The sequence below is a fragment of the Brevundimonas sp. BAL450 genome (assembly GCF_015767455.1).
GTDB classification, from domain to species: domain Bacteria; phylum Pseudomonadota; class Alphaproteobacteria; order Caulobacterales; family Caulobacteraceae; genus Brevundimonas; species Brevundimonas abyssalis.
Genome location: NZ_JADWOW010000055.1, coordinates 187,472 through 212,002, shown reverse-complemented (window position 1 = coordinate 212,002; position 24,531 = coordinate 187,472). Strand labels below are relative to the sequence as shown.

Below are 24,531 nucleotides of genomic sequence, written 5' to 3'. Positions count from 1 at the left end.
ATGCCCGACGCCCGCTTTTTCACGACCACTGACCCGCTTAGCGTCGCGGACATCGCCGCCCTGACCGGGGCGGAGGTGGTTCGCGGCGCCGATGCGGTCATCAAGACCGTCGCGCCCCTGTCCCATGCGGACCGGGGCGCGATCGCGTTTCTGGGGGACCGACGTCATCTGGCCGCCCTGGACTCCACCGGCGCGGGGGCCGTGTTCGTCCCCGCCGCCATGGCTGAGCGGGCGCCGGGCGGCGTCGCTGTCCTGACGACCCGTTTTCCCCAGGCGGCGTGGGCCATGACCGCCACGCGGCTGCATCCGGCCATCGAGGCGGACGACACGGCGGGCGTCCACCCGACGGCCGAGCTGGAGGACGGCGTCCGGCTGGGCGCGGGGGTGGTGATCGGCGCGGGGGCCCGGGTGGGCCGGGCAAGCGTGATCGGCGCCAACACCGTGATCGGGCCGGGGGTCGCCATCGGCCGGGCCTGCCGCATCGGCGCCAATGTCTCCGTCGCCTTCGCCCTGATCGGGGACCGGGTGCGCATCGCCTCGGGCGGCGTGATCGGGGAGGCGGGATTCGGCGCGGCGGCCTCCGCCAAAGGGCCGGTGGACATTCCCCAGCTGGGCCGGGTGGTCATTCAGGACGACGTCTCGATCGGCGCGGGGACCTGCATCGATCGCGGCGCCTATGGGGACACGGTGATCGGGGAGGGGAGCAAGCTCGATAATCTGGTCCACATCGCGCACAATGTGGTCCTCGGCCGGTTCTGCCTGATCGCCGCCCAGGTGGGGATTTCCGGCTCTGTGGTCATCGGCGACGGGGTCATGTTCGGCGGCCAGGCGGGCGTGGGAGACCATCAGACCATCGGCGCCGGCGCCCGGATCGCCGGAGCAGCGGCCGTACTTTCGGATGTTCCGCCGGGCGAGACCTGGTCGGGGTATCCCGCCAGACCGCTGCGCCGGTTCTTGCGTGAAACCGTCTGGCTGGCCAAACAAGCGAAGGCGCGCAGCAAGGGAACGAGTGATGAGTGAGGCGGCAACAGGCGAGGCGATCGACTATGCGGAGGTTCTGCGGCGGATCCCGCACCGGTATCCCTTCCTGCTGGTGGACCGGGCCGAGGATTACCGGGCCAATGAATCCATCGTAGGGATCAAGAACGTCACCGCCAACGAGCCGTTCTTCCAGGGCCATTTCCCCAACAATCCGGTGATGCCCGGGGTGCTGATCGTCGAGGCCATGGGCCAGTCGGGGGCCCTGCTGATGTCCAAGACGCTGGACGCCGATGTGTCGGGCAGGACCATCATGTTCATGGCCGTGGACGGAGCGCGGTTCCGCCGACCCGTGCGGCCGGGGGACGTGCTGCGCCTGCATGTGCATGTGACGAAGCACCGGGGCGACCTGTTCAAGTTCCGGGGCGAGGCCTTCGTGGACGGCAAGATGGCGGCGGAATGCGAATTCGCGGCCATGGTCGTCGACAACCCGAAATCCGAGACCCCCGCAACATGACCATTCACCCCACCGCGACGGTCGACGCCTCGGTGACCATGGCCGACGACGTGGTGATCGGGCCGTGGTGCGTGGTGGGGCCGGGCGTGGCCCTGGCCGAGGGGGTGGAGCTGCGCGGCCATGCCGTGGTCGAGCGGGACACCATCGTCGGCCCGCGCACGGTGATCCATCCCTTCGCGGTGGTCGGGGGCGATCCCCAGCACATGGGCTACAAGGGCGAGACGGTGCGCCTGGAGATCGGCGCCGACAACGTCATCCGCGAGCACGCGACCCTGAACCGGGGCACGCCCCAGGGACATGGCGTGACGCGCATCGGATCCAACAACATGCTGATGACCGGCGCGCACGTGGGGCACGACTGCGTGGTCGGGGACAATGTGGTCATGGCCAACAACGCCACCCTGGGCGGGCACACGGTCGTGGGCGACAAGGTGTTCCTGGGCGGGCTGTGCGCCGTGCACCAGAACGGCCGGGTGGGCGAGGGCGCCATGGTGGGCGGGCTGTCGGCGGTGACGCGGGATGTGATCCCGTTCGGCTCGGTGTGGGGCAATCACGCCCGGCTGCACGGTCTGAATCTGGTGGGGCTGAAACGGCGCGGATACGGCAAGGCGGACCTGCGGCGATTACTGGGCGCCTATCGCGAGATGTTCGAGGGCGAGGGCGCGTTCGCGGACCGGCTTGACGCGGCTGCGGACGAATACGCGGACCTGCCGGAGATCATGCGGATCATCGCCTTCATCCGCGAGGATTCGAAACGGCCGCTGTGCCTGCCGGAACGATGAGAAAGCTGGGCATCGTGGCCGGGGGCGGCGACCTGCCCCAGGCGGTGGCGCGGCGGTGCCAGGCGGAGGGCCGGCCGTTTTTCATTGTTCGGATCAAGGGCTTCGCCGACAGCGCTCTTGGGCGATATGAAGGTGCGGACTCCCGGATCGGTGAGTTCGGGCGGACCATCAAGCTGTTGAAGGCCGCGGGCTGCGAGGCCGTCTGTTTCGCGGGCGTCGTTCAGCGTCCTGACTTTCGCGACATGAAGCCGGACCTGAAGGGCGCCGCTGTGTTGCCCGGCATGATCGCTGCGGCCACGAAGGGCGACGACGCCCTGTTGCGCTATGTGCTGGGCGTGTTCGAGGCGGAAGGGTTCGCCATCGAGGGCGCCGATCAGGTGCTGGGGGGCGAGACGGCCCCGGTCGGCGCGCTGGGTCGTCATGCGCCGGATGAAGCGGCGCTGGCGGATCTGCGCAAGGCGCTGGAGGTGGCGCGGGCCACGGGCGAGCTGGACATCGGGCAGGGCGCGGTGGTCTGCGACGGCCTTGTGCTGGCGGTGGAGGCGCAGGAGGGCACCGACGCCATGCTGGCGCGGGTGGCCGGCCTGCCCGAGACGCTCCGCGGGCGGCCGGACGCGCGGCGCGGGGCCCTGGCCAAGGCGCCCAAGCCCATTCAGGACGAACGTGTGGACATGCCGGTGATCGGGGTGCGCACCATCGAGGGCGCGGCGGCGGCGGGGCTGGCCGGAGTGGCGGGCATGGCGGGCAAGCTGATCCTGATCGACCGCGAGGCGATCATTGAAGCCGCCGACCGGCTGGGCCTGTTCGTGTGGGGGGAGGATCACCGATGAGCCGGCCCCTGAAGATCATGCTGGTGGCCGCCGAGGCGTCGGGCGACGGGCTGGGCGCCGGTCTGGCGCGGGCTCTGAAGGACCGGCTGGGCGTGGCGGTGACCTTTGTGGGCGTGGGCGGGCCGCGGATGGCGGCGGAGGGAGTGGAGAGCCCCTTCGACATCGGCGAGCTGTCCATTCTGGGCTTTATCGAGGGCATCCGCGCCTATGGCCGGGTCAAGCGCCGGGTGGCCGTGACGGCGGCCCTGGCGGCGCGCGAGGCGCCCGACGCCGTGGTGCTGATCGACAGCTGGGGCTTCACCATCCGGGTGGCCAAGGCGATCCGGGCGGCGTCGCCCGACACGCCCCTGATCAAATATGTGGGGCCGCAGGTGTGGGCCTCGCGGCCGGGGCGGGCGAAGACCCTGGCGCGGGCGGTGGATCATCTGCTGGCGCTGTACGGGTTCGATGCGCCGTGGTTCGAGCGCGAAGGCTTGCCGGTCACGGTGGTGGGATCAGCGGCCCTGCATGTGGACATGGCGCGCGCCGACGGGGCGGCCTTCCGGGCGCGGCGGGGGATTGCGCTGGACGCGCCGCTGCTGCTGGTGCTGCCGGGCAGCCGGCCCGGCGAGATCGCGCGCATGACGCCGGTCTATGAGGCGACGGTGAAGCGGTTGAAGGGCGAGATCCCGGGGCTTGAGGTGGGCGTGGCGGCGGCGGGCACAGTGGCCACGGACGTGACGTCGCGGGTGGCCGCCTGGCCGTTCCGGGCGCATCTGGTGGACGAGACCGAGAAATACGACGCCATGGCCGCCGCCGACGCGGCCCTGGCCACCAGCGGCACGGTGTCCACCGAGGTGGCGCTGGCGCGCGCGCCCATGGTCATCGCCTATCGCATGGACGGTCTCAGCTGGGCCGTGATCAAGCGCATCGCCACCACGAAGTACGTCACTCTGCTCAATGTGGCGGCGGATGAGGCCATCGCACCGGAGTTTCTTCAGGACGACGCCACGCCCGAGAAGCTGGCCGCCGCCGTGGGGCGGTTGCTGACCGACCGCGAGGCCGCCGCCGATCAGGCGCGGCGCCAGACCGAGGCGCTGGACCTGATGGGCCGGGGCGGACCGGACCCGTCAGAACTGGCGGCGGACGCGGTGCTGCGGGTGATCGTGGAGAAGGCGGGGGGTCAGGACGCCGGCGCCTCCAGCCCGCGCTCGCGGTAGGAGGGCAGGACCGGGGCGTCCTCCGGCGGCGGGGCGGCCTCAAGTCGGGCGATGTGGCGCTCCATCTCCGCGATCTCGCGCACCTGGGCCTCAATGATCTCGTCGGCCAGGCGCCGCACCTCGGGGTCCTGAATATTCGCGCGCTCGCTGGTCATGATGGCGATGGAGTGGTGCGGGATCATGGCCTTCATGTAGCTGACGTCGCCCACCGTCGCCTGGCTGCGCACGAGGGTCAGGGAGACCGCGAACACGGCGACCGCGCCGACCACGATGGCGATGTTGACGCGGGTGTTCTTGTACATGCCCCACATGAAGCCGAGCATGACCACGGCCATGGTCGCGCCCATGACCAGCGCCATCCATGCCCGCGTCTGGCTGAAGGCCACGTGCTCGATGGCGTATGTGTTCAGATACATCAGGCCGAACATGATCACCGTCGAGGTGGCGATCATGGCGGCGAACCGGCGATAGCTCATGGCGTCCTCCTTTGGGGAGGGAACACGTGAGGGCGGGCGGGGTTCTACGAAAAACGCCGGGGCGACGGGCCCCGGCGTTCTGTGTTTCAGCGATGTCGGCGGGATCAGCCGCGCTGGTCGATGGTGATGTAGTCCCGCTCGGTGGGGCCCGTGTAGAGCTGGCGGGGGCGGCCGATCTTCTGCGACGGGTCCTCCATCATCTCCTGCCACTGGGCGATCCAGCCGACGGTGCGGGCCAGGGCGAACAGGACGGTGAACATGGTGGTGGGGAAGCCCATGGCCGACAGGGTGATGCCGGAATAGAAGTCCACGTTCGGGAACAGCTTGCGCTCGGCGAAGTAGTCGTCCTTGAGCGCCACGGCCTCCAATTCCTTGGCGACCTGGAACAGCGGGTCGTTCTCGCGGCCGGTGGCGGCCAGCACTTCGTAGGCCGACTGCTGCATGACCTTCGCGCGAGGGTCGTAGTTCTTGTACACGCGGTGGCCGAAGCCCATCAGCTTGTACTTTTTGTCCTTCACGCCGGCGATGAACTCCGGGATCTTGTCCGGGGTGCCGATCTCCTGGAGCATGTTCAGCGCCTCCTCGTTGGCGCCGCCGTGCGACGGGCCCCAGAGGCAGGCGATGCCCGCGGCGATGCAGGCGAACGGATTGGCGCCCGACGAGCCGGCCAGACGGACGGTGGAGGTGGAGGCGTTCTGCTCATGGTCGGCGTGCAGGATGAAGATGCGGTCCATGGCCCGCACCAGCGCCGGGTCGACCTGATAATCCTCGGCCGGAACGGCGAAGCACATGCGCAGGAAGTTCTCGGCGTAGCTGAGGTCGTTGCGCGGCGACACGAAGGGCTGGCCGATGTGGTACTTGTAGGCCCGCGCGGCGATGGTCGGCATCTTGGCGATCAGACGAATGGCCGAGATGTTGCGCTGGACCGGATCATGGATGTCCAGGCTGTCGTGATAGAAGGCTGACAGGGCGCCGACGGTGCCGACCATGATGGCCATGGGGTGCGCGTCGCGGCGGAAGCCCTCGAAGAAGCGGTCGAACTGCGAATGCAGCATGGTGTGCCGGGTGACGCTGTCTTCGAACGCCTCGTACTGCGCCGCCGTGGGCAGTTCACCGCGCAGCAGCAGATGGCAGACCTCGACGAAGTTCGACTTTTCCGCCAGCTGGTCGATGGGATAGCCGCGGTGCAGCAGCACGCCTTCGTCACCGTCGATGTAGGTCAGGCTGGATTCACAGGACGCCGTGGAGGTGAAGCCCGGGTCGTAGGTGAAGGCGCCCGTGGCGCCGTACAGCTTTCTGATGTCCACCACATTCGGCCCGGTGGAGCCGCCCAGAACCGGCAGTTCGACGGACTTGTCGCCGATGGTCATGGTCGCCGTGCCGGCGGGTTTGGCTTGTTCGGTCATAGGCACCCCTTGGTTTTTTGGACGCCCTCGCGGGGAGGCGACGGCGCGGGTCGTTTGTTGTGCGCGTTCACTTAAGGCCTGAAAGCGCATCCTCCAAGCGTCCGAGGCTTTCTTCTCGCCCCAGAGACGACAAAGTTCGGGCCAGATCAGGCGAACTTGACCCTGCGGTAAGAGCGCCACGCAGGGGCGGGCCGATCTTGCCGAAGCCGACGCCCTCGTCCTCGGCGAAGGCCTTGAGTTCGGACTCAAGGGCGAAGACGTCCCAGCTCTGGAACAGGCGCAGGCGCTCCAGCAGGCGGCCCATGCGCTCGCCGGTCTCGCCCTCGAGCATGGCTTTCGCCTTGTCGTTGAGCTCAAGCGGGCGACGCTGGAGCACGAAGGCGCTCTGGGCGGCCAGTTCGATGATGGTTTTGGCCCGGTCCTTCACGAAGGGCATGGCCTGGACCAGACGCTGTTCGTCGCCCTCGGCCAGGACGTGGCCGTTCCTGAGGTGCTGGTCCAGTACCAGCTTGGCCAGGCGCTCGTCGTCGGCCAGGCGGATCCAGTGGGCGTTGACGTGGGCCAGCTTGTCGAAGTCCAGGCGGGCGGGGGCCTTGTTGACCGCGTCGAGGTCGAACCAGGCGATGGCCTGTTCGTCGCTGAACAGTTCGTCGTCGCCGTGGCTCCAGCCCAGCCGGGCCAGATAGTTGCGCATGGCCTCGGGCAGATAGCCCATCTCGGCGTACTCGTGCACGGCCTGGGCGCCGTGACGCTTGGACAGCTTGGCGCCGTCGGGGCCGTGGATCAGGGAGATGTGGGCGAACACCGGGCGGGGCCAGCCGAGGGCGTCATATATCAATGATTGACGAGCGGCGTTGTTCAGGTGGTCGTCGCCGCGAATGACGTGGGTGACGCCCATGTCGTGGTCGTCGGCCACCACGGCCAGATTGTACGTCGGCGCGCCGTCCGAGCGCAGCAGCACCAGATCGTCCAGCGAGGACGATTCCCAGCGCACCCGGCCCTGCACGGCGTCGTCCACGAACACCGCCGTATCGGCGGGGCGGCGGAAGCGCACGGTGTGGGGTTTGGACAGGTCATCCACTGTGGGTTCGCGGTCGCGCCAGGGGGATTCGAAGGCGCGGCCCTCGGCCTTGGCCTGATCGCGCAGGGCGCCGGTCTCCTCGGCGGTCAGGTAGTCGCGGTAGGCGTGGCCGCTTTCCAGCAGCAGGTCGACCACCTCGCGGTGACGGTCGGCGCGGGCGTGCTGGAACACCGGCTCCTCGTCGGCGAACAGCTCCAGCCAGGCCATGCCGTCGAAGATGGCCTTCACCGCGTCGTCGGTGGAGCGCTCGCGGTCGGTGTCCTCGACGCGCACCAGGAATTTGCCGCCATGATGACGGGCGAACAGCCAGTTGAATAACGCTGTTCTCGCCCCGCCGATATGCAGGTAGCCTGTGGGCGAAGGGGCGAAGCGGGTGACGACGGGTGAGGGTTCAGTCATGTCCGGGGCGGTGTCCGATGGGGCCGCCCTTATAACGCCGGAAGCGGCCAAGCCCATACGCGCGCGCATCATTGATTGGCTGGCAGGGAGCGTTTCGGCCCAGCGCGACCGCTGGCGGTTGTGGGCGCCGGTGGCCTTCGGCGGAGGATGCGCGGTCTATTTCGGGCTGCCGGGCGAGCCGCCGATGTGGCCTCTGGCGCTGTTTGCTGTGGTGGCTTCTGCGGTGTGGGTCGTGGCGCGGCGGCGGGGCGCGGGACGGGCGATGACCGTGCCCCTGATGCTGATCGCCTGTCTGGCGCTGGGGCTGGCGGCGGCCAAGTCGCGGACCGAGCGGGTGGCGGCGCCCATCGCTCCGGCGCTGGCCGAACCGACGGTGATCGAGGGCTGGGTGGTGGATGTGGACAGCCCGGGGACGCGGGGATCGCGGGTGGTGCTGGCGCCCGTGCGCATCCGGGGGCTGACGCCGGAAGAGACGCCGCTGCGGCTGCGCGCGACCTTGCGGGGGGCGGCGCCCGCGCCGGGGACGCCGGTGCGGATATTCGCCATCGTCAATCCGCCGCCGCCGCCCGCCAGCCCGGGCAGCTATGACTTCGGCAGGAACGCCTTTTTCCTCGGCATGGGCGGGGTGGCGTTCGGGCTGGGCGAGACCCGGGCGGCGAGCCTGCCGGAGCCGCCCCAGGGCCTGCAGCGGCTCATGTGGCTGAACGGGGTGCGCTTCGAGCTGGCCTCGCGAATCGTGGACCGGCTGGGCGAGCGGACGGGCGGCATCGCGGCGGCCATGACCACGGGGCATGAGGCGTGGCTGATCCAGGAAGACATGGACGCCATGCGGGACTCGGGGCTGTTCCACATCCTGTCCATCTCGGGCCTGCACATGGCCATCGTGGGCGGGTTCGTGTTCTTCGGGGTGCGGCTGCTGGTGGCGGCGTGGCCGTGGCTGGCGCTGCGGGTGTCGGGCAAGAAGGTGGCGGCGTGGGCCGGTCTGGCGGCGGTGGGGGCCTATCTGCTGATCTCGGGCGGGCCGCCCCCGGCCGAGCGGGCGGCGACCACGGCGGCCATCGCCTTTCTGGCCATCCTGCTGGACCGGCGGGCCATCAGCATGAACGCCCTGGCGGTGGCGGCCTTCGTGGTGCTGATCTTCCGGCCCGAGTCCATCGTGCAGCCGGGGTTCCAGATGTCGTTCGCGGCCACGGCCGCCCTGGTGGCGCTGGCCGAGAACTGGCCGGTGCGGACGCGGGAGATCTCGGTGCCGTGGATCATCGTCACGGCGCAGCGGTTCGGGGGGTGGCTGTTCGCCGCCTGCGCCGCCAGCCTGGTGGCGGGCATGGCCACGGGGCCGTTCGCCATGCAGCATTTCAACCGCACCGCCGTGTTCGGCCTGATCGCCAATGTCTCGACCGCCCCGATCTCGAGCTTTGTGATGATGCCCGCCCTGGCGCTGGGCGCGGCGCTGGAGCCGCTGGGGCTGGGCGGGCCGTTCCTGGCGGTGGCGGGGTGGGGCGTGGACCTGATGCTGGCCATCGGCCACTGGACCGCGAACCTGCCCGGGGCGGTGCGGACCATCCCCAGCGCGCCGGACATCGCCCTGCCCATCGCCTTTCTGGGCGTGCTGTGGCTGTGCCTGTGGAAGGGGCGAGGGCGCTGGGTCGGGGTTCCCTTCGCTCTGGCGGTGCTGCTCTGGCCGCGCCCGCCGGCGCCGGACCTGTGGATCGGGGACGGCGCCACCACGGCGGGCGTCCGGATGGAGCGGCAGGCGATCCAGCTGCGGCCCGGGGTGCGGCAGTTTCCCATTGATCTGTGGTCCCAGCGGCGGGGGCTGGCCCTCGTGGCGCCGGGCGAGGACTGGACCGCCGACCGGTTCTCGCGCCGCCCTGCGGAGACAGGACCGCTGGCCCTGTGGTGGGGCACGCGGGCGCCGGACGCGGAGCAGATGGCGGTGCTTTGCACATCGGCCGAGGTGGTGGCGGTGCGGGCCGGGCTGGACCGCCTGCCGGACGCCTGCGACGACCGGCTGGTGCTGGACGACCAGGATTTCCGGCGCGGCGGGGCGGTGGAGCTGTGGCGTGAAGAGGGGGTCTGGCGCGGGGTGTGGACGCTGGACGTGCGCGGCGACCGGCCGTGGTCGCCCCGGGCCTGACCCTCTCCCGTCGGGAGAGGGCTGCACGCAGCGGGATGCGAAGCAGACCGCTTCTTCGCGCGCAGGGTGAGGGTTCAGCGGTTCCGGGCGCCCGACCCTCATCCCCCGCGCAAGGACCTCCGCGCTGACGCGCTCCGGTGCGCGGGTTCCCCCTTCTCCCATCGGGAGAAGGTTATGCCTTGCGCAGGCTCATGATGGCGGACTCGATGGTGGAGCCGAGGAACACCGCCGCGATCACCACGGCCAGGCCGAAACTGACGCCCGGAAACAGCGGGGGCAGGGCGGCGGCGAGGATGATCAGGCCCGGATAGATGGCGGCCCAGACCGCTGAACTGGGCGCTTCAGCGATCACCAGCGGACCCTTCTTCATCTTCATGAAGCGGGGCACGAAGGGCTGAAGAACAAGGAAAACCACCGTCACCACCGCCGCCGTGGCCACATAGCGCCAGGGCGGATCGGCAGGGCCGAAGATGGTGGCGCTCATGACCAGCAGGGCCACAGCGAACAGGGTGGTTATGGCCAGGAGGACGTTGGGATCGATACGCTTCAAGATTTCACCTTCACATAGGCGCCGGGCGCCGGCTCGATGGGCTTCAGGGCGCCCTTTTTCGGATCGCGGGCGTCAACCCAGTCGCCGGACCGCTCATGCAGCCATGCGGCCCAGTGCGGCCACCAGGAGCCCGGGTGCTGCTCGGCGCCCGCCTGCCATTCCGCAAGGGTGTCGGGCAGGTCCGGATTGGTCCAGTGCTGGTACTTCACCGCCGCCGGGTGGTTGACCACGCCCGCGATGTGGCCGGAGCCGGCCAGGGTGTAGGTCACCGGCCCGCCGAACAGCTTCGTCGAGCGATAGACCGAGTTCATGGGCGCGATGTGGTCCTCGCGGCTGGCCTGGGCGTAGATGGGCGTCCTGACCTTCGACAGGTCCACGCGGACGCCGCCGATCTCGAAGTCGCCCCGGGCCAGGGCGTTCTGGCCGTACATCTTGCGCAGATAGGCCATGTGCAGGGCCTTGGGCATGCGGGTCTGGTCGGCGTTCCAGAACAGCAGGTCAAAGGACGGCGGATCCTTGCCCATCAGATAGTTGGAAACGAAGAACGACCAGATCAGGTCGTTGGCCCGGAGCGCGTTGAAGGTGTCGGCCATGGCGCTGCCCGGCAGGACGCCGCCGGCCTCGTCCATCATGCCCTCGATCTCGGCCAGCCAGTGGTCGTCCGTGAACAGCAGGAGGTCGCCGGCCTCCTCGAAATCATGCTGGGCGGCGAAGAAGGTGCAGGCGTTGATCCGCTCGTCGCCCTTCGCCGCCATATGGGCCATGGCCGCGCCCATCAGGGTGCCGCCGATGCAGTAGCCGACGGTGTTGAGCCGATCCGTGCCGCACTGCTCCATGACCCTGGAGGTGGCGCGGTAGATGCCCTTTTCCAGATAGTCGTCGAAGCCGAAGGCGGCCTTGTCGGCGTCGGGATTGACCCACGAACAGACGAAGACGGTGAAGCCTTGCTCCGACAGCCAGCGGATCATCGAGTTCGCGGGCTGCAGGTCCAGGATGTAGAATTTGTTGATCCACGGCGGGAAGATCAGCAGCGGAATGGCGCGCTGTTTGTCGGTGGCGGCGTCGTACTGGATCAGCTCGAACAGTTCGTCACGCCAGACCACCTGGCCGGGGCTGGTGGCCACGTTCTCGCCCACGCGGAACTTGCCGTAGTCCGCCTGGCTGATGGCCAGCTTGCCGCCGCCACGCTCAAGGTCGGCGGCGAAGTTCTGCATGCCCTTCACCAGGCTCTCGCCGCTGGTCTCGGCCAGAGCTTTGAGCGCCGCGGGGTTGGAGGCCAGAAAATTGGACGGGGAGAAGGCGTCTGTCAGCAGCTTTGTGAAGAACTCGGCCCGGCGGCGGGTGCGCGGGTCCACATCGTCTGCGCTGGAGATCAGAGTGTTCATCCAGTCGGCGGTGACCAGGTAGGACTGGCGCATCACATCGAACATGGGATTCTCGGCCCAGGCCGGGTCCTTGAACCGCTTGTCGGGGGCGGCGGTGACCGGGACGTCCTCGCCCGCCGCGCGCCGGGCGGTGTCGGTCCACAGGGTCATGTAGCGGCCGAACAGATCGGCCTGGGCCTGGAACAGACGTTCGGGACGGGAGGCCAGGCTGGTCATGACCGAGGTCATGGCGGGGCCGACATTGAGCGGATCGGCCGACAGGGCCGCAGGGCGGTCGGCCCGGCTGAGGGCCGCCTCGGCCAAGGCTGACTGGGCCGTCATGGCCGCCCGGGCGATGTTCAGGGACAGGGTCTCGATCATGCGGCGTTGTTCGGCGCCGATGGCGAAGGGGGCGAAGGCGTCCGGCTGGGACGGGGGCGGGGTAGCCGCAGCGGCGGCGGCCTCAGGCTCCGGCGCAGGCTTTGCGGTCTTCGGTTTTGCGGTCTTCGGCTTGGCCGCTGCGCGCGGCGCGGCCTTCTTCGGCGCGGCCTTTTTGGCGGTGCGTGTCGCGGGCTTTTTCGGCGGCGTGGCCATGAACGGCTCCTGCTGGATCGATGCAAGGCGGCGTCGCCCTTCCTCGTCGCCCCATGATGGCATATGACCGGGCTCAAGATGAACGCATCGGCGATGAAAAATGCAGCCCGGGCCGCCGTGATGGGCGGATTGCTTCTGAGCGGGGCGTGCGCAGCGCCGTTCCAGACCGCGATGGATCCGCAGGCGCCGTTGTCCGATCGCATCCAGCATCTGGTGGACGCCAACCGCGAGTATCCGCGCTGGGCTGATTTTCCGGCCGCGCCGACCGACGTGCCGGCGCCCGGCGTGATCGCCACGCGGGTTGCCGGGCTGGACCAGACCGGACAGGCGGTCAGCCAGAGCGCCGCCGCCATAGACTGGACCTTTGTCGATGATCCCGACGCCTGGGCCGCCTCGGTGCGCGGCCGGGTCGCGGGCGCGCGCATGAGCCTCGCGACGGCCCGTACAGCGGCCGAGATCGAAGCCTTCGCCCAGTCCCTGCGCGAACGCGCCGAACCGCCGCCGCCCATTGATCCGCGGCAATAGGATCGGTTCACGCCTGCGACCGAATCCGACGACCCTGCGGGCCAGACTGGCATGGATGATGAGGTACAAGGGCGCATGGCGGACGGCGGCGTGGCGACAGCGGTGAATTTCCTGGGCGTGTCGTGCTCCCTGTCCGGCCGCGCCTGGCTTCAGCGCCCGGCCGAGGCGGAGACGGTGCGCGCCCACATGCAGGGGCTGGGCCTGGCCGAGCCGCTGGCCCGGGCGCTGGCGGCGCGGGGCGTGACGGCGGACCAGGGCGAGGATTTTCTGAGCCCGACCCTGCGGGCGCTGTTTCCCGATCCGTCCAGCTTTCTCGACATGGACAAGGCCGCCGAGGTCATTCTGGACGCCCTGACGGCGGGCCGGAGCATCCATGTGTTCGCCGACTATGACGTGGACGGGGCCTCCAGCGCGGCGCTGCTGGTGCGGTGGTTCCGGGCCATGGGGGCGGACCTGCCCATCTATGTGCCCGACCGCCTGACCGAGGGGTATGGCCCCAGCCCGAAGGCGTTCGAGACGCTGAAGGCGAGCGGGGCGGACCTGGTCATCACCGTGGACTGCGGGGCGGCGGCGGTGGAGGCGGTGGCCCACGCCGCGGCCATCGGCCTGAAAGTGGTGGTGGTGGATCACCACCTGATGCGCGAACAGCCCCCCGCCTGCGAGGCGGTGGTCAATCCCAACCGGCCGGGCTGCAACTCGGGCCAGGGCAATCTGGCGGCGGCGGGGGTGGTGTTCGTGCTGCTGGCCGCCCTGAACCGGGCGGCGCGGGCGCGGGGCCTGTTCGCCGCGCGGGCCGAGCCGGACCTGCGCCAGTGGCTGGATCTGGCGGCGCTGGGGGCCATCTGTGACGTCACGGCGCTGAACGGCTTCAACCGGGCGCTGGCGGCGCTGGGGCTGAAGGTCATGTCGGACTGGCGCAATCCGGGGCTGGCGGCGCTTCTGGCCGTGGCGGGCATGGAGCCGGGGCCGGCCAAGGCCAGCCATGCCGGATTCATCCTCGGGCCGCGAATCAATGCGGGCGGGCGCATCGGCCGGGCCGATCTGGGCGCGCGCCTGCTGTCCACGGACGATCCGGCCGAGGCCGCGCGCATCGCCGCCGAGCTGGACGCCCTGAACACGTCCCGCCGCGAGGTGGAGCGCGAGGTGACCGAGGCGGCGGTGCGCCAGGTCGAGAGCCGGGGCCCCGACGCGCTGGACCGCGCCATCATCGTGGTGGAGGGCGAGGGGTGGCATCCGGGCGTGGTGGGCATTGTGGCCGGGCGGCTGCGCGAACGCTGGCGCAAGCCGGTGATCGTGATCGGGGTCGATCCCGCCACGGGCGTGGGCAAGGGCTCTGGCCGGTCGCAGCCGGGGGTGAACCTGGGCCGGGCGGTGCAGGCTGCGTGGGAAGCGGGGCACCTGATGGCGGGCGGCGGCCACGCCATGGCCGCGGGCCTGACCGTGGCGGGGGACCGCATCGAGGCCGCGCGCGCCTTTCTGGAAGAGGCGCTGGCCGACCAGCAGGCGGCGGCCGAGGTTCTGGACGTGGTGGATGTCGATGCGATTCTCGATTGTCGCGCGGCCAGCCGGAGTCTGTTCGAGGATTTCGAGCGCCTGGCGCCGTTTGGCCCGTCCAATCCCGAGCCGCTGTTCGCCCTGGACCGGGTCACGGCGCGCGAGCCCGTGGCCATGACCGGCGGCCATGTGCGCTGCCGGCTGACGGCGGCGGACGGCGCCTCGGTCAAGGCCATCGCCTGGCGTTGCGCTGACCTGCCGCTGGGGCGGGCGCTGCTGTCGGGCGCGACGGGGCTCAGCGTGGTCGGTCGGCTGAAGGCGGATGACTGGAACGGCCGCCGGGGTGTGCAGTTCGAGGTCGAGGACGCCCACGACCCGCGTCGCGAAACCAGCGATTTTTAGTCCGACCCCGCTTGCAACGCCGGAAACAGGCCGCTATATCGCCGGCTCTCGCGCAGCGGTCCCTTCGTCTATCGGTTAGGACGTCAGGTTTTCAACCTGAAAAGAGGGGTTCGATTCCCCTAGGGACTGCCACGCGGGGTTTCCCCGAAATCCTGGTTTCTTTGCCCGCGAGCCGCGGCGAATCATGACGCGTGGCGCGGATTTTTTCTCGCGTTTTGCGCGAAATTTTGCTTTCTGGCTCTCCCGCGTTCACCGAACCGTGTTAAGCATAATCCGTCTGCAAGGGGTTTGTCGCAGGCGGGGGACTTATGTCAGCGTACGAATTGGATGAGGACGTCACGGCCGAAACGGTCCGCATGTCCGGTCACGTCAAATGGTTCGACCCCGCCAAGGGGTATGGCTTCATCGTGCCTGAGGATTCTTCCCTCACAGGCATGAAGGATGTGCTGCTGCATGTCTCCAGCCTGCGCGACCACGGCTGCGAGACCGCCGCCGAGGGCGCCGCCATCACCTGCGACGCCGTGCGCCGCCCAAAGGGCTGGCAGGCCACCCAGATACTGGATCTGGCGGAGCCCGATCCGAACCAGGCTTCGGGCTATGACGGCCTGCGGCGGTCCAGCAGCAATCTGGACGCCTTCACTCGCCGCCCCACGCGCCCGCCGGTGCAGGCGGACGGTCCCATGGAGCCCGCGACGGTGAAATGGTTCAACCGCGCCAAGGGCTATGGTTTCGTGGTGCGGGACGGCGACCAGGACGACATTTTCATCCACATCGAGACCTTGCGCCGCTGCGGCCTGGATGACCTGCTGCCGGGTCATACCGTGCGGGTGCGTTTCGCCCGGGGTCCCAAGGGACTGGTGGTCGCCGAGATCGAACCCGGGGAATAGACCGCATTTCCGGTTTATTTCCGCGCGCGGCTGAGGCGTAATGCCGCCCGTTGATCGCGCCATCCGGGATACGCCCATGCACCGCCGCCTGTTGCTGACCGCCGCCCTGGCCCTGGCCCTGTCGGGAGCCGCCTGCGCCCAGTCCACGCCCATGGACGAGGCGGGCAATCCGCTGGAGGCCCTGACCGTGGTCACCGACAGCGGCGAACACGCCTTCTGGGTCGAGATCGCCGACACCGAGGAAGAGCGCGCCCGGGGCCTGATGTTCCGCGAACCCCTGGCCGACGACCGGGGCATGCTGTTCCAGTTTCCGGATATGGCCGAGCGCGGCTTCTGGATGGAGAACACGCCCAGCTCGCTGGACATCGTCTATATCGACGATCAGGGACGCATCGTCTCCATCGCCCGACACACCACGCCGTATTCACGCCAGAACCTGCCGTCCTACGGCGCCGCCAAGGGGGTGCTGGAGGTCCGCGCCGGCCGCACGGAGGAGATCGGCGCCGAACCGGGCGACGTGGTCCGCCATCCCTTCTTCAACAACGCCGACTGAGGTTCGCAGACAGCCGCGCAGACGGGCGATTGCGGCCGGCGCCCGGCCATGCCTATAAGCCCCGCCTGATCGGAGCGTAGCGCAGCCTGGTAGCGCATCTGCTTTGGGAGCAGAGGGTCGCAGGTTCGAATCCTGCCGCTCCGACCAGGGGCTCCTGTCCGGGAAGGCTCTTTCCAGACCTTCGGAACGCCCGTTATGCGGTGCGGGCCATGTCCTCGACAGGGCGGGCCCAGGAGACCGGGGGGAGGGCCTCGACCGCGGGTTTGGCGAGCAGATAACCCTGCATCAGCGAGACGCCGAGATCCTGCAGGGCGTTGTGCTCATCAAAGGTCTCGATCCCTTCGCAGACGGGGTCGATGCCGAGATCGCGCAGCATATTCAGGGTGTTGGCGACAATGGCGCGCTTGACCCGGTCTGTGTCGATGCCGCGAATGAGCGCCATGTCCAGTTTGACGATGTCGGGCTGGAATTTGCAGAGCAGCCCCAGCCCGGCAAAGCCGGCGCCGAAGTCGTCGATCGCCGTCTTGAACCCCATGGCCCGATAGGAGCGGAGGATGTTGAGGATATGGTCGGTGTCCATCGACTCATCCTCGGTGAACTCGAAGATGATCCGGCTCACCGGAAAGCTGGTGCGCATGGCGGCGGCCAGGGTCGCCCGGATGCAGGCCCGCGGCTCATACACGGCGTTGGGCAGGAAGTTGATGGACAGGCTCGCGCCGTCGGCCGCCAAGTCTAGCTTCGAGGCCCACTCGATGGCGGTCGTCCGGCAGAGCTGATCGAAGGCGTAGCGATTTTCGGCCGACACCTGCGCCAGCACGCTGCCCGCCCCGCCGCCGTCCTGGCCGCGAACCAGGGCCTCATAGGCGAACACGGTCCCGGTCCGCACATCGACAATGGGCTGGAACGCCATGGTGATCGGCAGCTCAAACCCGGCGCCGTCCCTGCAAGCCACACAACTCATCACAGAACTCCCTTTGAGCCCCATAATCATCTGAACGGGTTAAAAAATGCCGGATGCGTGCGCTGGAGGCGGTGTCCGTCAGGCCATCCAACCCATGTGCTCGGCCAGGATGAAGGCGCCGATGCCGATGAGGGCGAGGCCGCCCAGGAGTTCGGCGTGCTTGCCGATGCGGGCGCCGACGCGGGCGCCGATGAGCATGCCCAGGGTGGTCAGGGTGAAGGTGGTCAGGCCGATGCTGAGCGCGATGATCCAGATGTTCACCCCGATGAAGGCCAGGCCCACGCCGACGGCGGCCGCGTCGATGCTTGTGCCCACGGCGGTGGCGATCAGGGGCATCAACCCCCGGCGGACGGGGGGCTGCTCCTCGCGTTGGGGCCGAACCCCGTGCCAGACCATGTGCGCCCCGACGCCCGCCAGCAGCACGAAGGCGATCCAGTGGTCGATCTGCTGCACCACCCCGGCGGCGATCAGGCCCAGGCTCCAGCCGATCACCGGCGTGGCCGCTTCGATCGACCCGAAGATCAGCCCGGCGCGCAGGGCCTGGGCCAGCGACGGGCGGTGCGCCGCGCCGCGCCCCACGGACGCGGCGAAGGCGTCGGTGGACATGCTGAGCGACAGGATGGCGACGGCGCCGGGGGTCATGAGCTCACTCCGCCGGACGACGAGACGCGCATCCCACGCCGCCGGCGAGACGGTGGGACGCGCTGGTCTCGCCAGGCGGATGACCTCCGCTGACCGCGCCACGCGCCGAAGCGCGAATATGTTGACGTGGTCCCGGCCTTCAAGGCGGCCGGCGGCTACTCCCCAACGGGAGCGCCTGACTAGCGGCTGAGTCACGCGCGTTCAAGCGGCGGGACGCCGCATGGGGTGTTGCCTTCACGCGATTCGTCCGGTCCTTAAGAAACCCATGAACCCCATCGACTACGCCTTCCTCGCGGTCGCGGTGCTGCTGTTGTCCACGGTGCTGGCGGGCAGCCTGTCCAGCCGGTTCGGCCTGCCGGCCATGATCGGGTTCCTGGCCCTGGGCATGATCGCGGGGTCGGACGGGCCGTTCGGGATCGTGTTCTCCGACTACGCCTTCGCCCAGGTCATCGGGGTGGCGTGTCTGGTGTTCATCCTGTTTTCCGGCGGGCTGGACACGGACTGGAAGCTGGTGCGGCCGTCGGCGGGCCCGGCGCTGATGCTGTCCACCGTGGGGGTCATGATCAGCGCGGGAATCGTCAGCCTGGCTGCGGTCTACCTGCTGGGGTTCACGGTGACCCAGGGGTTCCTGCTGGGGGCGGTTGTGGCGTCCACTGACGCGGCGGCGGTGTTCGCCATCATGCGGGGGCAGGGGGGCGGCGACCTGCGCGAGGATCTGACCGGGCTGATCGAGCTGGAGTCCGGCTCCAACGACCCCATGGCGATCTTCCTCGTGGGGGCGGCGCTGGTGCTGGTGGCGACGCCGGACGCGTCCCTGTTGCCCTTCGTGCCCCAGTTCATCACCCAGATGGGGCTGGGCGCGGTGCTTGGCGTGGTGATCGGCTATGCCCTTCCGTCGCTGATCAAGCGGATGCGGCTGCGGACCAGCGGCATGTCGCTGGTCGTGTCCATCGGGGCGGCGCTGCTCAGCTACGGACTGACCGCCGTGCTGGGCGGCAACGGGTTTCTGGCGGCATACATCGCGGGGATCGTGGCGGGGAACCGCGAGTATCAGGCGCGGCGCACCATCGGCGTGTTCCAGGACGGCCTGGCCTGGCTGGCGCAGGTGGTGATGTTCCTGACGCTGGGTCTTCTGGTGTTCCCCAGCCAGCTGGGCGGGGTCGCGGCGCCAGGTCTGGCGGTGACGGCGGTGCTGATGCTGGTGGCGCGGCCGATCAGCGTTTTCATCTGCCTGGCGCCGTTCAGGCGGTTCGACTGGCGGGCCAAGCTGTTCGTGTCGTGGGCGGGGCTGCGCGGCGCGGTGCCCATCGTGCTGGCGACCTTTCCCATCGTGGCGGGCGTGCCCGGGTCACAGACCATCTTCAACATCGTGTTCTTCGTGGTGATCGTGTCCAGCCTGGTGCAGGGGCCGACCCTGGGCTGGGTGGCGCGCAAGCTGGGCGTCAACGCCTCGAGGCCGGTCGCCGCGTGAGCGCGCTGGACCGGGGCGGCGGCGCGCGCTATCTGGGCCGCTTCTGACATTCAGATTCTTCAGGGCCCGCCATGCTCGCGCGCATCTATCGTCCCGCCAAGACCGCCATGCAGTCCGGCCGCGCCAAGACCCGCGACTGGATTCTGGAGTTCGAGCCGGCGACGGCGCGCACCAACGACCCGCTGATGGGCTGGACATCGTCCACGGACATGAACGGCCAGGTGCGCCTGACCTTCGATACGGCCGAGGAAGCGGTGACCTATGCGGAACGGCACGGCATCCCGTTCAGGCTGCAGGAGCCGCAGGCCGCGCCGGTGATCCTGAAAGCCTACGCCGACAATTTCGCCCCGGGCCGCAAGCAGCCCTGGACGCATTGATTTGTTTGCGGCTACCGCGCCTTGCGCTACTTGAGCCGCGATTTTTCGTTTCGGCTACCGCGCCTTGCGCTACTTGAGCCGAGATTTTTCGTTGCGGCCGCCGCGCTTCGCGCTACTTCACCGCATGCCTGACGGCGCCCGTAGCTCAACCGGATAGAGCATCCGCCTTCTAAGCGGACGGTTGCAGGTTCGAGTCCTGCCGGGCGCGCCAGGGGCTAGCGGTCAGGCGGCCGCTTCGCCGCCCTCCAGCTCCTGCAGCTTGGCCCGGAAATTGGCGCGCTGCGGATCCATCTCGACCGCCCGCCGGAAGCAGGCGAAGGCGGATGTCAGGTCTCCACGTCGGCTGTGAATCTGCCCCAGGGCGAAATTGGCGCGCCCGCCGATGATGGGGTGGTCGGCGATCTGGGTGTAGGCGGCGACGGCTTCGTCCAGCCTGCCCATCCGCTCGATGGCGCGCGCGAGCTGGAGTCTGGCAGGAGTCAGTCCGCTGTTCAGCGCCACGGCGGCGGCCAGGGCGGTCTCGGCGTGGCTGAACTTGCCCAGATGAAGCATGCCCTTGCCGTGCAGGTAATTGGCGTAATCCGAGCGCGGGTAATAGTTCATCGCGCGTTTCGCCAGGCGCGCCGAGTCGCCCCAGCGGCGTTCGATGTCGGCGCGGTGAGCGTCATAGAGTGTCTCGGCGAACTGCTCATCCAGTCCCCAGCCGCCCTCGGGCATGCGCGGCAAATGCTGGTTGTCCAGGAAGGCGTCGATCATCGGGGCGAGGCGGCCCTTGCGGTGCAGATAGCTGACGACGCCGTGCTGCACGCGCCTCAGGGAGTCCGCGAAGACGTTCGGCAGGTCGGCGAGATTGAACGCCGAATAGAGATCAACGGGATCGCTTTCACCGGCGTAGAGGAAAATCGGCGCCCGGGCCTTTTCCACCATGGGCCTCAGGTCGGGAACGGGCGGCGTGAACCCCTTCTCCATCAACCGCTGCACATTGCCGCCGACCAGGTCCATCTGTGTCTCGCACGAGAAGGCCAGGACGCGGGCGCCGAGAGGGACGCCGTGCAGGAAGGCCCCGGTTCCGCCCATTGCGGCGCCGACGGTGTACAGGCTTTGGGCGTCGAGATGCTTCGCCCACTGGCGGAATGACCGGGTCACCTCGGTGCGGTCGCCTCCCAGGCCGTCGATCCCGGCCTGATACCACTGGTTCGGGCCGTTGCTGACGACAATGGCGCTGGCGTCGATGCGCAGGGCCGTATCAAGCCACTCGAAAGAATGATCGGCCGTGTTGGAGCCCGAGAAGAAAATAGCGAGCTTCTCCGACTTGCGGGGAAAGACGCGAAAGCGCGGGTGATCCAGGGGCGTGGGAGAGTCTGGCAAGCTGGTCTCGAAACTGGGGATGAGGTCAGGGCTCGAAATTCGGCGACGCTCCGGCAAGGAGACCGTCGTCGGCTCAGAACGGATGGAGGGTTGCCGGGTTCAGCCCGTGGTGCAGTGGGCCGCCTTGAAGGTCTTGACGATCCTGGAGACGATCCAGTTGTCCACGTGGCGGCCGTCGTCCTCGCGCCAGCTGAAGGGCGAATTGGCCATGACCAGTTCATAGGACGGGAAATAGGTCACGGCGTCGAAGTCGCGGGCGATGGCCCCGATGGCGGCGCGCAGGATGCTCTTGCCCTCGGTGTTGGCCGCGACGATGTCATTGTCCGAGAAGGTGCGGGCCAGCGGCACCGGCGAGACCGTGAAGACGATACGGGCGTCCGGACGCACCTGGGTGATGATCTCCACGATGCGCCTGAGGTTGGCGTAGTTTTCCTCGTACGAGGACATGTGGAACTCGGTCTGCTCCTCGCCGCCGCCCTTGGCGTAGCCGGGCTTCTGACAGGCGATCTTGCCGCTCTGCTTGTTCCTGAAGACCTCGGCCATGCCCATGGTCATGAAGAAGACGTCGGCCTCGCGGATGCCCCGATCGATGGCCGCGTCGGTATGGCGGACCGCCTCTTGCAAGTCCTCAGGCGTGCGGCCGAAGGTGGCGCGGCGATAGGGGTCCTGATAGGCGACCTCGCCCTCCCACATGGGGTCCTTGATGGTCCAGTAATCGTCGGGGGCCTGGGTCCATTCGCCGATGTGGCGCTCGAACTCCTGCCGGATGGTGAAGGTGTTGTAGTAGTCCAGATGCGGATAGCGGGGCAGCCGGTCGATATTGTAGCGGTTCGGGGCCATCGGAATGTGGTCCGTGGGCGGGCCGACCTTGAAGCCCTCGGCCGTGAGAAACGAGCGGATGCGCTCGGCGAAGCAGCTGCCGATGGTGAAGATCTGATCCTCGGGACCGAAAAGCGGCTTCCGGGCCACCGTGATCATCTTGTTCTTGAAGTGGGAACTCCAGCGCGGATTGGCTGATTCCTTGACCACATATTTCTGGAGGGGGGCCTCCGCCGGGATCAGTTCGCCGCTGTTGTCGTCCGCCATGATGGTCTCCTCTGGCTGCGCGCCACACTAGTGCAGCTATGGAACGGGGCCAAGGCGGCTCTCGCGTCAGGCGGCGCCGTCTTGCTCCTTTTCCGGCTTGCGCATAGAGCTTGCCGCCTGATCTTTCGGTACAGGGAAAGCCCATGGCCTTCGGCGACAGGATTCTGGTTCAGGCGCGCAACTATTCCGTCCAGGTCGAGGGGCTGGCCGCAGCGGAGCTGAACCGTAATCTCGGTGAGTACCTGCCGCCCAACTATGCGGTGCGGAAGATGGCCGACGCCTATGGCGGCTACGCCCGCAAGCGCACCAACACCAACGACGAATACCTGCTGCTGCGCCAGACCTTCACCGAGACCCGGTCCAAGAGCCACCAGGTGTTCAGCTCTGTGATCGCCGACCACGTCCCGTCCGAGAAATATGTCCTGTCCCGCAGCATGTTCCAGATCGAGGACCAGGCGACCACCATCCGCGGCGCGGTGCGCTCGCTGCAGAAGACCGGCATGTGGAAGGCGAAATTCTCCATCCCGCCGGCCCTGGTCGAGAGCCTGCGCGACAAGGTGCTGACGCGGATGGAATCGATCCACGGCGACAAGCTGACCAAGATCCTGGAGGGGTCGCCCGAGGCGCCGCCCCAGATCAAGTCCAACTTCTCGTGGATCACCAGCTTCAGCGAGATGTACGAGGTGGCCGCCGATCCGCTGCTGCTGACCATCGTGCATCAGTACATGGGCGTGCCGCCGATCTTCGACGTGCCGGTGGCCTTCGTGAACTCCAACGTGCCGGTCAGCGCCAAGGACCTGTCGGACACGGCGCAGCTTTATCACCACGACATGTACCGGCTCGGGTTCGTGAAGCTGTTCATGTACCTGACCGACGTGGGCCCCAAGGACGGCCCCCACGCCATGATCCCGGGCACGCACCGCGAGCGTCCCGACGCCCTGTGGGCCGACGGCCGCCATACGGACGAGAAGGTGGCCCAGCATGGCCTGATGGATCAGGAAGCGCGCATCACCGGGCCGTCGGGAACGCTGTTCCTGGTGGACACCAGCGCGCTGCACAAAGGCGTCCATCCGGAAGAGAACTATCGCGTTCTGGCCCAGGTGCAGTACGCCAACTCCCTGTTCGGCCACCCGATCGCCGACGCGGAGCGTCCCTTCACCGCCGCGCGCAAATCCGAGAACCCGGATGTGCAGGCCGCCGGGGATCTGGTGAAGACCTACGCCGAAAAGGTCGGCGTGCGGTTCATGCAGGGTATGATCTAGAGCGCCACCCCGTCAGGGCCTGGTCCAGATCGGCCATCAGGTCGGCGGGGTCCTCCAGCCCGATGTGCAGGCGGATCAGCGGCCCCTTGAGCGCGGGCGCATGGCGGCGCAGGGTCATCTGGCTGGTTTCATGGGTCGCCAGACTTTCGAAACCGCCCCAGGAATAGCCGAGGCCGAACAGGGTGAGGGCGTCCAGAAGGGCTTCGGCATCCGCCTCGCTTCCGCCGTTGAAGACCACGCCCATCAGCCCCGCCGCGCCGGCATAGTCGCGCGCCCAGAGGTCGTGGCCGACCGAGCCGGGGAGGGGCGGGTAGAGCACGCGGGCGACCTCGGGGCGGTCCTGCAGCCACGCCGCCACCTGCAAGGCTGATCGTGCGTGTTCGTTCATGCGCAGCGGCAGGGTGCGCAGGCCGCGCAGGGCCAGCCAGGCCTCGTCGGGCGCGGTGTGCCAGCCCATGTCCTCGATGGTGTTGAAGATGGCCTTGCCGATGCGCGCGTCGGAGACGGCGACGGCGCCCATCAGCAGGTCGGAGTGGCCCGCCGCATATTTGCTGATCGCCTGGACGCTGACGTCCACGCCGTGCGCGAGGGGCCGGAAGGCGAGACCGGCGGCCCAGGTGTTGTCCATGACCGTCAGGACGCCCTTCTCACGCGCCGCGGCGGCGACGGCCGGGACGTCGATCATCTCGAAGGTCAGGGAGGCGGGGGATTCGATCAGCAGCAGCTTGGCCCCGTCCATGGCGCCGATGATCTGGTCCGTGGTGGCGTCGGCGGGATGATAGCGCGTGGTCACACCGCGGGCGGCCATGTGCCGGTCCAGAAAGCGGCGGCTGGGCCCGTAGGCGGCGTCGGTGGCGACCACCGTGTCGCCCGGGCGCGTCAGGGCCAGAAGGGGAATGGTGACGGCGGCCAGGCCCGTGGGCGTGAGCCAGGCGTCGATCGCGCCCTCCATCTCGGCGATCAGGGCGCGCAACTCATGCTGAACCGTCATGCCGTCGATGCCGTAGACCGGGCCCAGCGACGGATCTCGCAGGGTCGAGGCGCTGGGGTTCAGAAGGGTCGAGGCCCGCTCGATGGGCGGATTGACCGGGCGGCGGCCCTCCGTCGGCTTGCGGGTCGCCGAACGGATCAGGCGGGTGCGGTCGGAAGGGGATCGGCTCATGAATGCGCCCGTCTGGCTGTGAAAGGCG

General features: G+C 68.7%; 23 protein-coding genes, 3 tRNA genes and 1 riboswitch. Of the genes, 16 read left to right on the top strand and 10 right to left on the bottom strand.

Annotation, left to right across the window (positions count from 1 at the left end; all coding sequences use genetic code 11):
- From lpxD to lpxB, 5 genes are read left to right on the top strand one after another with little or no spacing between them, the layout of a single operon-like run.
- Complete coding sequence (gene lpxD, locus IWC96_RS11415; RefSeq protein WP_196838951.1) at window positions 1-1,020, top strand: UDP-3-O-(3-hydroxymyristoyl)glucosamine N-acyltransferase; 1,020 nt, start codon at window positions 1-3, stop codon at window positions 1,018-1,020.
- Window positions 1,013-1,495 (top strand): 3-hydroxyacyl-ACP dehydratase FabZ, encoded by a 483-nt coding sequence (fabZ, locus tag IWC96_RS11410; protein WP_196838950.1) that lies wholly within the window; start codon window positions 1,013-1,015, stop codon window positions 1,493-1,495. The genes lpxD and fabZ overlap by 8 nt, the downstream gene beginning before the upstream one ends.
- On the top strand, window positions 1,492-2,277 hold the full coding sequence (gene lpxA, locus IWC96_RS11405) for an acyl-ACP--UDP-N-acetylglucosamine O-acyltransferase (RefSeq protein ID WP_196838949.1): 786 nt from the start codon (window positions 1,492-1,494) through the stop codon (window positions 2,275-2,277). Before fabZ ends, lpxA begins: the two co-directional genes overlap by 4 nt.
- Window positions 2,274-3,107, top strand: coding sequence for an LpxI family protein (locus IWC96_RS11400; RefSeq protein ID WP_196838948.1), 834 nt, complete (start codon window positions 2,274-2,276; stop codon window positions 3,105-3,107). Before lpxA ends, IWC96_RS11400 begins: the two co-directional genes overlap by 4 nt.
- Entirely contained in the window at window positions 3,104-4,306 is a 1,203-nt protein-coding gene (lpxB, locus tag IWC96_RS11395; RefSeq protein ID WP_196838947.1) for a lipid-A-disaccharide synthase, read from the top strand. Before IWC96_RS11400 ends, lpxB begins: the two co-directional genes overlap by 4 nt.
- On the opposite strand, the gene IWC96_RS11390 is transcribed toward lpxB, so the two are convergent.
- From IWC96_RS11390 to gltX, 3 genes are all read right to left on the bottom strand, one after another.
- Window positions 4,270-4,782, bottom strand: coding sequence for a DUF305 domain-containing protein (locus tag IWC96_RS11390; protein ID WP_196838946.1), 513 nt, complete (start codon window positions 4,780-4,782; stop codon window positions 4,270-4,272). The genes lpxB and IWC96_RS11390 overlap by 37 nt on opposite strands.
- Window positions 4,783-4,886: 104 nt before the next feature.
- A complete protein-coding gene (gltA, locus tag IWC96_RS11385) occupies window positions 4,887-6,188 on the bottom strand; it encodes a citrate synthase (protein WP_196838945.1) in 1,302 nt (433 codons plus the stop codon).
- Between the two features lie 67 nt (window positions 6,189-6,255).
- On the bottom strand, window positions 6,256-7,668 hold the full coding sequence (gltX, locus tag IWC96_RS11380) for a glutamate--tRNA ligase (protein WP_196838944.1): 1,413 nt from the start codon (window positions 7,666-7,668) through the stop codon (window positions 6,256-6,258).
- Here gltX and IWC96_RS11375 point away from each other — a divergent pair.
- Window positions 7,667-9,805 (top strand): ComEC/Rec2 family competence protein, encoded by a 2,139-nt coding sequence (locus tag IWC96_RS11375; protein ID WP_196838943.1) that lies wholly within the window; start codon window positions 7,667-7,669, stop codon window positions 9,803-9,805. The two genes, gltX and IWC96_RS11375, sit on opposite strands and share 2 nt — an antisense overlap.
- Before the next feature lie 172 nt (window positions 9,806-9,977).
- On the opposite strand, the gene IWC96_RS11370 is transcribed toward IWC96_RS11375, so the two are convergent.
- Both IWC96_RS11370 and phaC read right to left on the bottom strand, forming a co-directional pair.
- On the bottom strand, window positions 9,978-10,355 hold the full coding sequence (locus IWC96_RS11370; protein ID WP_021696007.1) for a hypothetical protein: 378 nt from the start codon (window positions 10,353-10,355) through the stop codon (window positions 9,978-9,980).
- Window positions 10,352-12,313 carry a class I poly(R)-hydroxyalkanoic acid synthase gene (gene phaC / locus IWC96_RS11365; protein WP_196838982.1) on the bottom strand — a complete coding sequence of 654 codons (1,962 nt, stop codon included), beginning with the start codon at window positions 12,311-12,313 and terminating at the stop codon, window positions 10,352-10,354. Before phaC ends, IWC96_RS11370 begins: the two co-directional genes overlap by 4 nt.
- A gap of 93 nt (window positions 12,314-12,406) precedes the next feature.
- Between phaC and IWC96_RS11360 the strand changes: the two genes are divergently transcribed.
- The 6 genes from IWC96_RS11360 (at window position 12,407) to IWC96_RS11335 (ending at window position 16,321) form a co-directional block, all read left to right on the top strand.
- Window positions 12,407-12,838 (top strand): hypothetical protein, encoded by a 432-nt coding sequence (locus IWC96_RS11360; RefSeq protein WP_231379017.1) that lies wholly within the window; start codon window positions 12,407-12,409, stop codon window positions 12,836-12,838.
- Between the two features lie 75 nt (window positions 12,839-12,913).
- A complete protein-coding gene (recJ, locus tag IWC96_RS11355; RefSeq protein ID WP_196838981.1) occupies window positions 12,914-14,734 on the top strand; it encodes a single-stranded-DNA-specific exonuclease RecJ in 1,821 nt (606 codons plus the stop codon).
- Window positions 14,735-14,791: 57 nt separating this feature from the next.
- Window positions 14,792-14,866, top strand: a tRNA-Glu gene (locus IWC96_RS11350).
- Window positions 14,867-15,090: 224 nt separating this feature from the next.
- Window positions 15,091-15,621, top strand: coding sequence for a cold-shock protein (locus tag IWC96_RS11345; protein ID WP_370541135.1), 531 nt, complete (start codon window positions 15,091-15,093; stop codon window positions 15,619-15,621).
- 40 nt (window positions 15,622-15,661) lie between these two features.
- Complete coding sequence (locus tag IWC96_RS11340) at window positions 15,662-16,174, top strand: DUF192 domain-containing protein (protein WP_231379016.1); 513 nt, start codon at window positions 15,662-15,664, stop codon at window positions 16,172-16,174.
- A 70-nt stretch (window positions 16,175-16,244) separates the two neighbouring features.
- A tRNA-Pro gene (locus IWC96_RS11335) sits at window positions 16,245-16,321 on the top strand.
- 46 nt (window positions 16,322-16,367) lie between these two features.
- Here the strand turns inward: IWC96_RS11335 and IWC96_RS11330 are convergent.
- Together IWC96_RS11330 and IWC96_RS11325 are read right to left on the bottom strand one after the other, a co-directional pair.
- Window positions 16,368-17,135 (bottom strand): EAL domain-containing protein, encoded by a 768-nt coding sequence (locus IWC96_RS11330; RefSeq protein ID WP_021696014.1) that lies wholly within the window; start codon window positions 17,133-17,135, stop codon window positions 16,368-16,370.
- Between the two features lie 78 nt (window positions 17,136-17,213).
- Window positions 17,214-17,777 carry a manganese efflux pump MntP family protein gene (locus IWC96_RS11325; protein ID WP_021696015.1) on the bottom strand — a complete coding sequence of 188 codons (564 nt, stop codon included), beginning with the start codon at window positions 17,775-17,777 and terminating at the stop codon, window positions 17,214-17,216.
- Between the two features lie 4 nt (window positions 17,778-17,781).
- Window positions 17,782-17,943, bottom strand: a riboswitch (yybP-ykoY riboswitch).
- 99 nt (window positions 17,944-18,042) lie between these two features.
- On the opposite strand from IWC96_RS11325, the gene IWC96_RS11320 reads away from it, so the two are divergent.
- The 3 genes from IWC96_RS11320 to IWC96_RS11310 all read left to right on the top strand — a co-directional run bounded on the left by IWC96_RS11320 (window position 18,043) and on the right by IWC96_RS11310 (window position 19,836).
- Window positions 18,043-19,248: a potassium/proton antiporter gene (locus IWC96_RS11320; protein WP_021696016.1), complete on the top strand. Its 1,206-nt coding sequence runs from the start codon at window positions 18,043-18,045 to the stop codon at window positions 19,246-19,248.
- A gap of 71 nt (window positions 19,249-19,319) precedes the next feature.
- On the top strand, window positions 19,320-19,625 hold the full coding sequence (locus tag IWC96_RS11315) for an ETC complex I subunit (protein ID WP_021696017.1): 306 nt from the start codon (window positions 19,320-19,322) through the stop codon (window positions 19,623-19,625).
- Between the two features lie 134 nt (window positions 19,626-19,759).
- Window positions 19,760-19,836 (top strand) — tRNA-Arg (locus IWC96_RS11310).
- Between the two features lie 11 nt (window positions 19,837-19,847).
- On the opposite strand, the gene IWC96_RS11305 is transcribed toward IWC96_RS11310, so the two are convergent.
- Window positions 19,848-20,993, bottom strand: coding sequence for a tetratricopeptide repeat protein (locus IWC96_RS11305; protein WP_196838941.1), 1,146 nt, complete (start codon window positions 20,991-20,993; stop codon window positions 19,848-19,850).
- Window positions 20,994-21,092: 99 nt separating this feature from the next.
- Complete coding sequence (locus IWC96_RS11300) at window positions 21,093-22,079, bottom strand: GSCFA domain-containing protein (protein WP_196838940.1); 987 nt, start codon at window positions 22,077-22,079, stop codon at window positions 21,093-21,095.
- 143 nt (window positions 22,080-22,222) lie between these two features.
- Between IWC96_RS11300 and IWC96_RS11295 the strand changes: the two genes are divergently transcribed.
- Window positions 22,223-23,341, top strand: coding sequence for a phytanoyl-CoA dioxygenase family protein (locus IWC96_RS11295; protein WP_021696020.1), 1,119 nt, complete (start codon window positions 22,223-22,225; stop codon window positions 23,339-23,341).
- Here IWC96_RS11295 and metC read toward each other — a convergent pair.
- Window positions 23,322-24,503: a cystathionine beta-lyase gene (gene metC / locus IWC96_RS11290; RefSeq protein WP_021696021.1), complete on the bottom strand. Its 1,182-nt coding sequence runs from the start codon at window positions 24,501-24,503 to the stop codon at window positions 23,322-23,324. The two genes, IWC96_RS11295 and metC, sit on opposite strands and share 20 nt — an antisense overlap.
- Window positions 24,504-24,531 lie beyond the last annotated feature (28 nt).

What these genes read in the sequence shown, in the direction of transcription:
- phaC (WP_196838982.1), bottom strand. Translation starts at nt 12,313, where the DNA reads ATGGCCACGCCGCCGAAAAAGCCCGCGACACGCACCGCCAAAAAGGCC.
- lpxD (WP_196838951.1), top strand. Translation starts at nt 1, where the DNA reads ATGCCCGACGCCCGCTTTTTCACGACCACTGACCCGCTTAGCGTCGCG.
- lpxA (WP_196838949.1), top strand. Translation starts at nt 1,492, where the DNA reads ATGACCATTCACCCCACCGCGACGGTCGACGCCTCGGTGACCATGGCC.
- IWC96_RS11360 (WP_231379017.1), top strand. Translation starts at nt 12,407, where the DNA reads ATGAAAAATGCAGCCCGGGCCGCCGTGATGGGCGGATTGCTTCTGAGC.
- IWC96_RS11390 (WP_196838946.1), bottom strand. Translation starts at nt 4,782, where the DNA reads ATGAGCTATCGCCGGTTCGCCGCCATGATCGCCACCTCGACGGTGATC.
- IWC96_RS11325 (WP_021696015.1), bottom strand. Translation starts at nt 17,777, where the DNA reads ATGACCCCCGGCGCCGTCGCCATCCTGTCGCTCAGCATGTCCACCGAC.
- IWC96_RS11330 (WP_021696014.1), bottom strand. Translation starts at nt 17,135, where the DNA reads ATGAGTTGTGTGGCTTGCAGGGACGGCGCCGGGTTTGAGCTGCCGATC.
- fabZ (WP_196838950.1), top strand. Translation starts at nt 1,013, where the DNA reads ATGAGTGAGGCGGCAACAGGCGAGGCGATCGACTATGCGGAGGTTCTG.
- IWC96_RS11295 (WP_021696020.1), top strand. Translation starts at nt 22,223, where the DNA reads ATGGCCTTCGGCGACAGGATTCTGGTTCAGGCGCGCAACTATTCCGTC.
- gltA (WP_196838945.1), bottom strand. Translation starts at nt 6,188, where the DNA reads ATGACCGAACAAGCCAAACCCGCCGGCACGGCGACCATGACCATCGGC.
- IWC96_RS11400 (WP_196838948.1), top strand. Translation starts at nt 2,274, where the DNA reads ATGAGAAAGCTGGGCATCGTGGCCGGGGGCGGCGACCTGCCCCAGGCG.
- gltX (WP_196838944.1), bottom strand. Translation starts at nt 7,668, where the DNA reads ATGACTGAACCCTCACCCGTCGTCACCCGCTTCGCCCCTTCGCCCACA.
- IWC96_RS11300 (WP_196838940.1), bottom strand. Translation starts at nt 22,079, where the DNA reads ATGGCGGACGACAACAGCGGCGAACTGATCCCGGCGGAGGCCCCCCTC.
- metC (WP_021696021.1), bottom strand. Translation starts at nt 24,503, where the DNA reads ATGAGCCGATCCCCTTCCGACCGCACCCGCCTGATCCGTTCGGCGACC.
- lpxB (WP_196838947.1), top strand. Translation starts at nt 3,104, where the DNA reads ATGAGCCGGCCCCTGAAGATCATGCTGGTGGCCGCCGAGGCGTCGGGC.
- recJ (WP_196838981.1), top strand. Translation starts at nt 12,914, where the DNA reads ATGGCGGACGGCGGCGTGGCGACAGCGGTGAATTTCCTGGGCGTGTCG.
- IWC96_RS11345 (WP_370541135.1), top strand. Translation starts at nt 15,091, where the DNA reads ATGTCCGGTCACGTCAAATGGTTCGACCCCGCCAAGGGGTATGGCTTC.
- IWC96_RS11340 (WP_231379016.1), top strand. Translation starts at nt 15,662, where the DNA reads ATGCCGCCCGTTGATCGCGCCATCCGGGATACGCCCATGCACCGCCGC.
- IWC96_RS11320 (WP_021696016.1), top strand. Translation starts at nt 18,043, where the DNA reads ATGAACCCCATCGACTACGCCTTCCTCGCGGTCGCGGTGCTGCTGTTG.
- IWC96_RS11315 (WP_021696017.1), top strand. Translation starts at nt 19,320, where the DNA reads ATGCTCGCGCGCATCTATCGTCCCGCCAAGACCGCCATGCAGTCCGGC.
- IWC96_RS11375 (WP_196838943.1), top strand. Translation starts at nt 7,667, where the DNA reads ATGTCCGGGGCGGTGTCCGATGGGGCCGCCCTTATAACGCCGGAAGCG.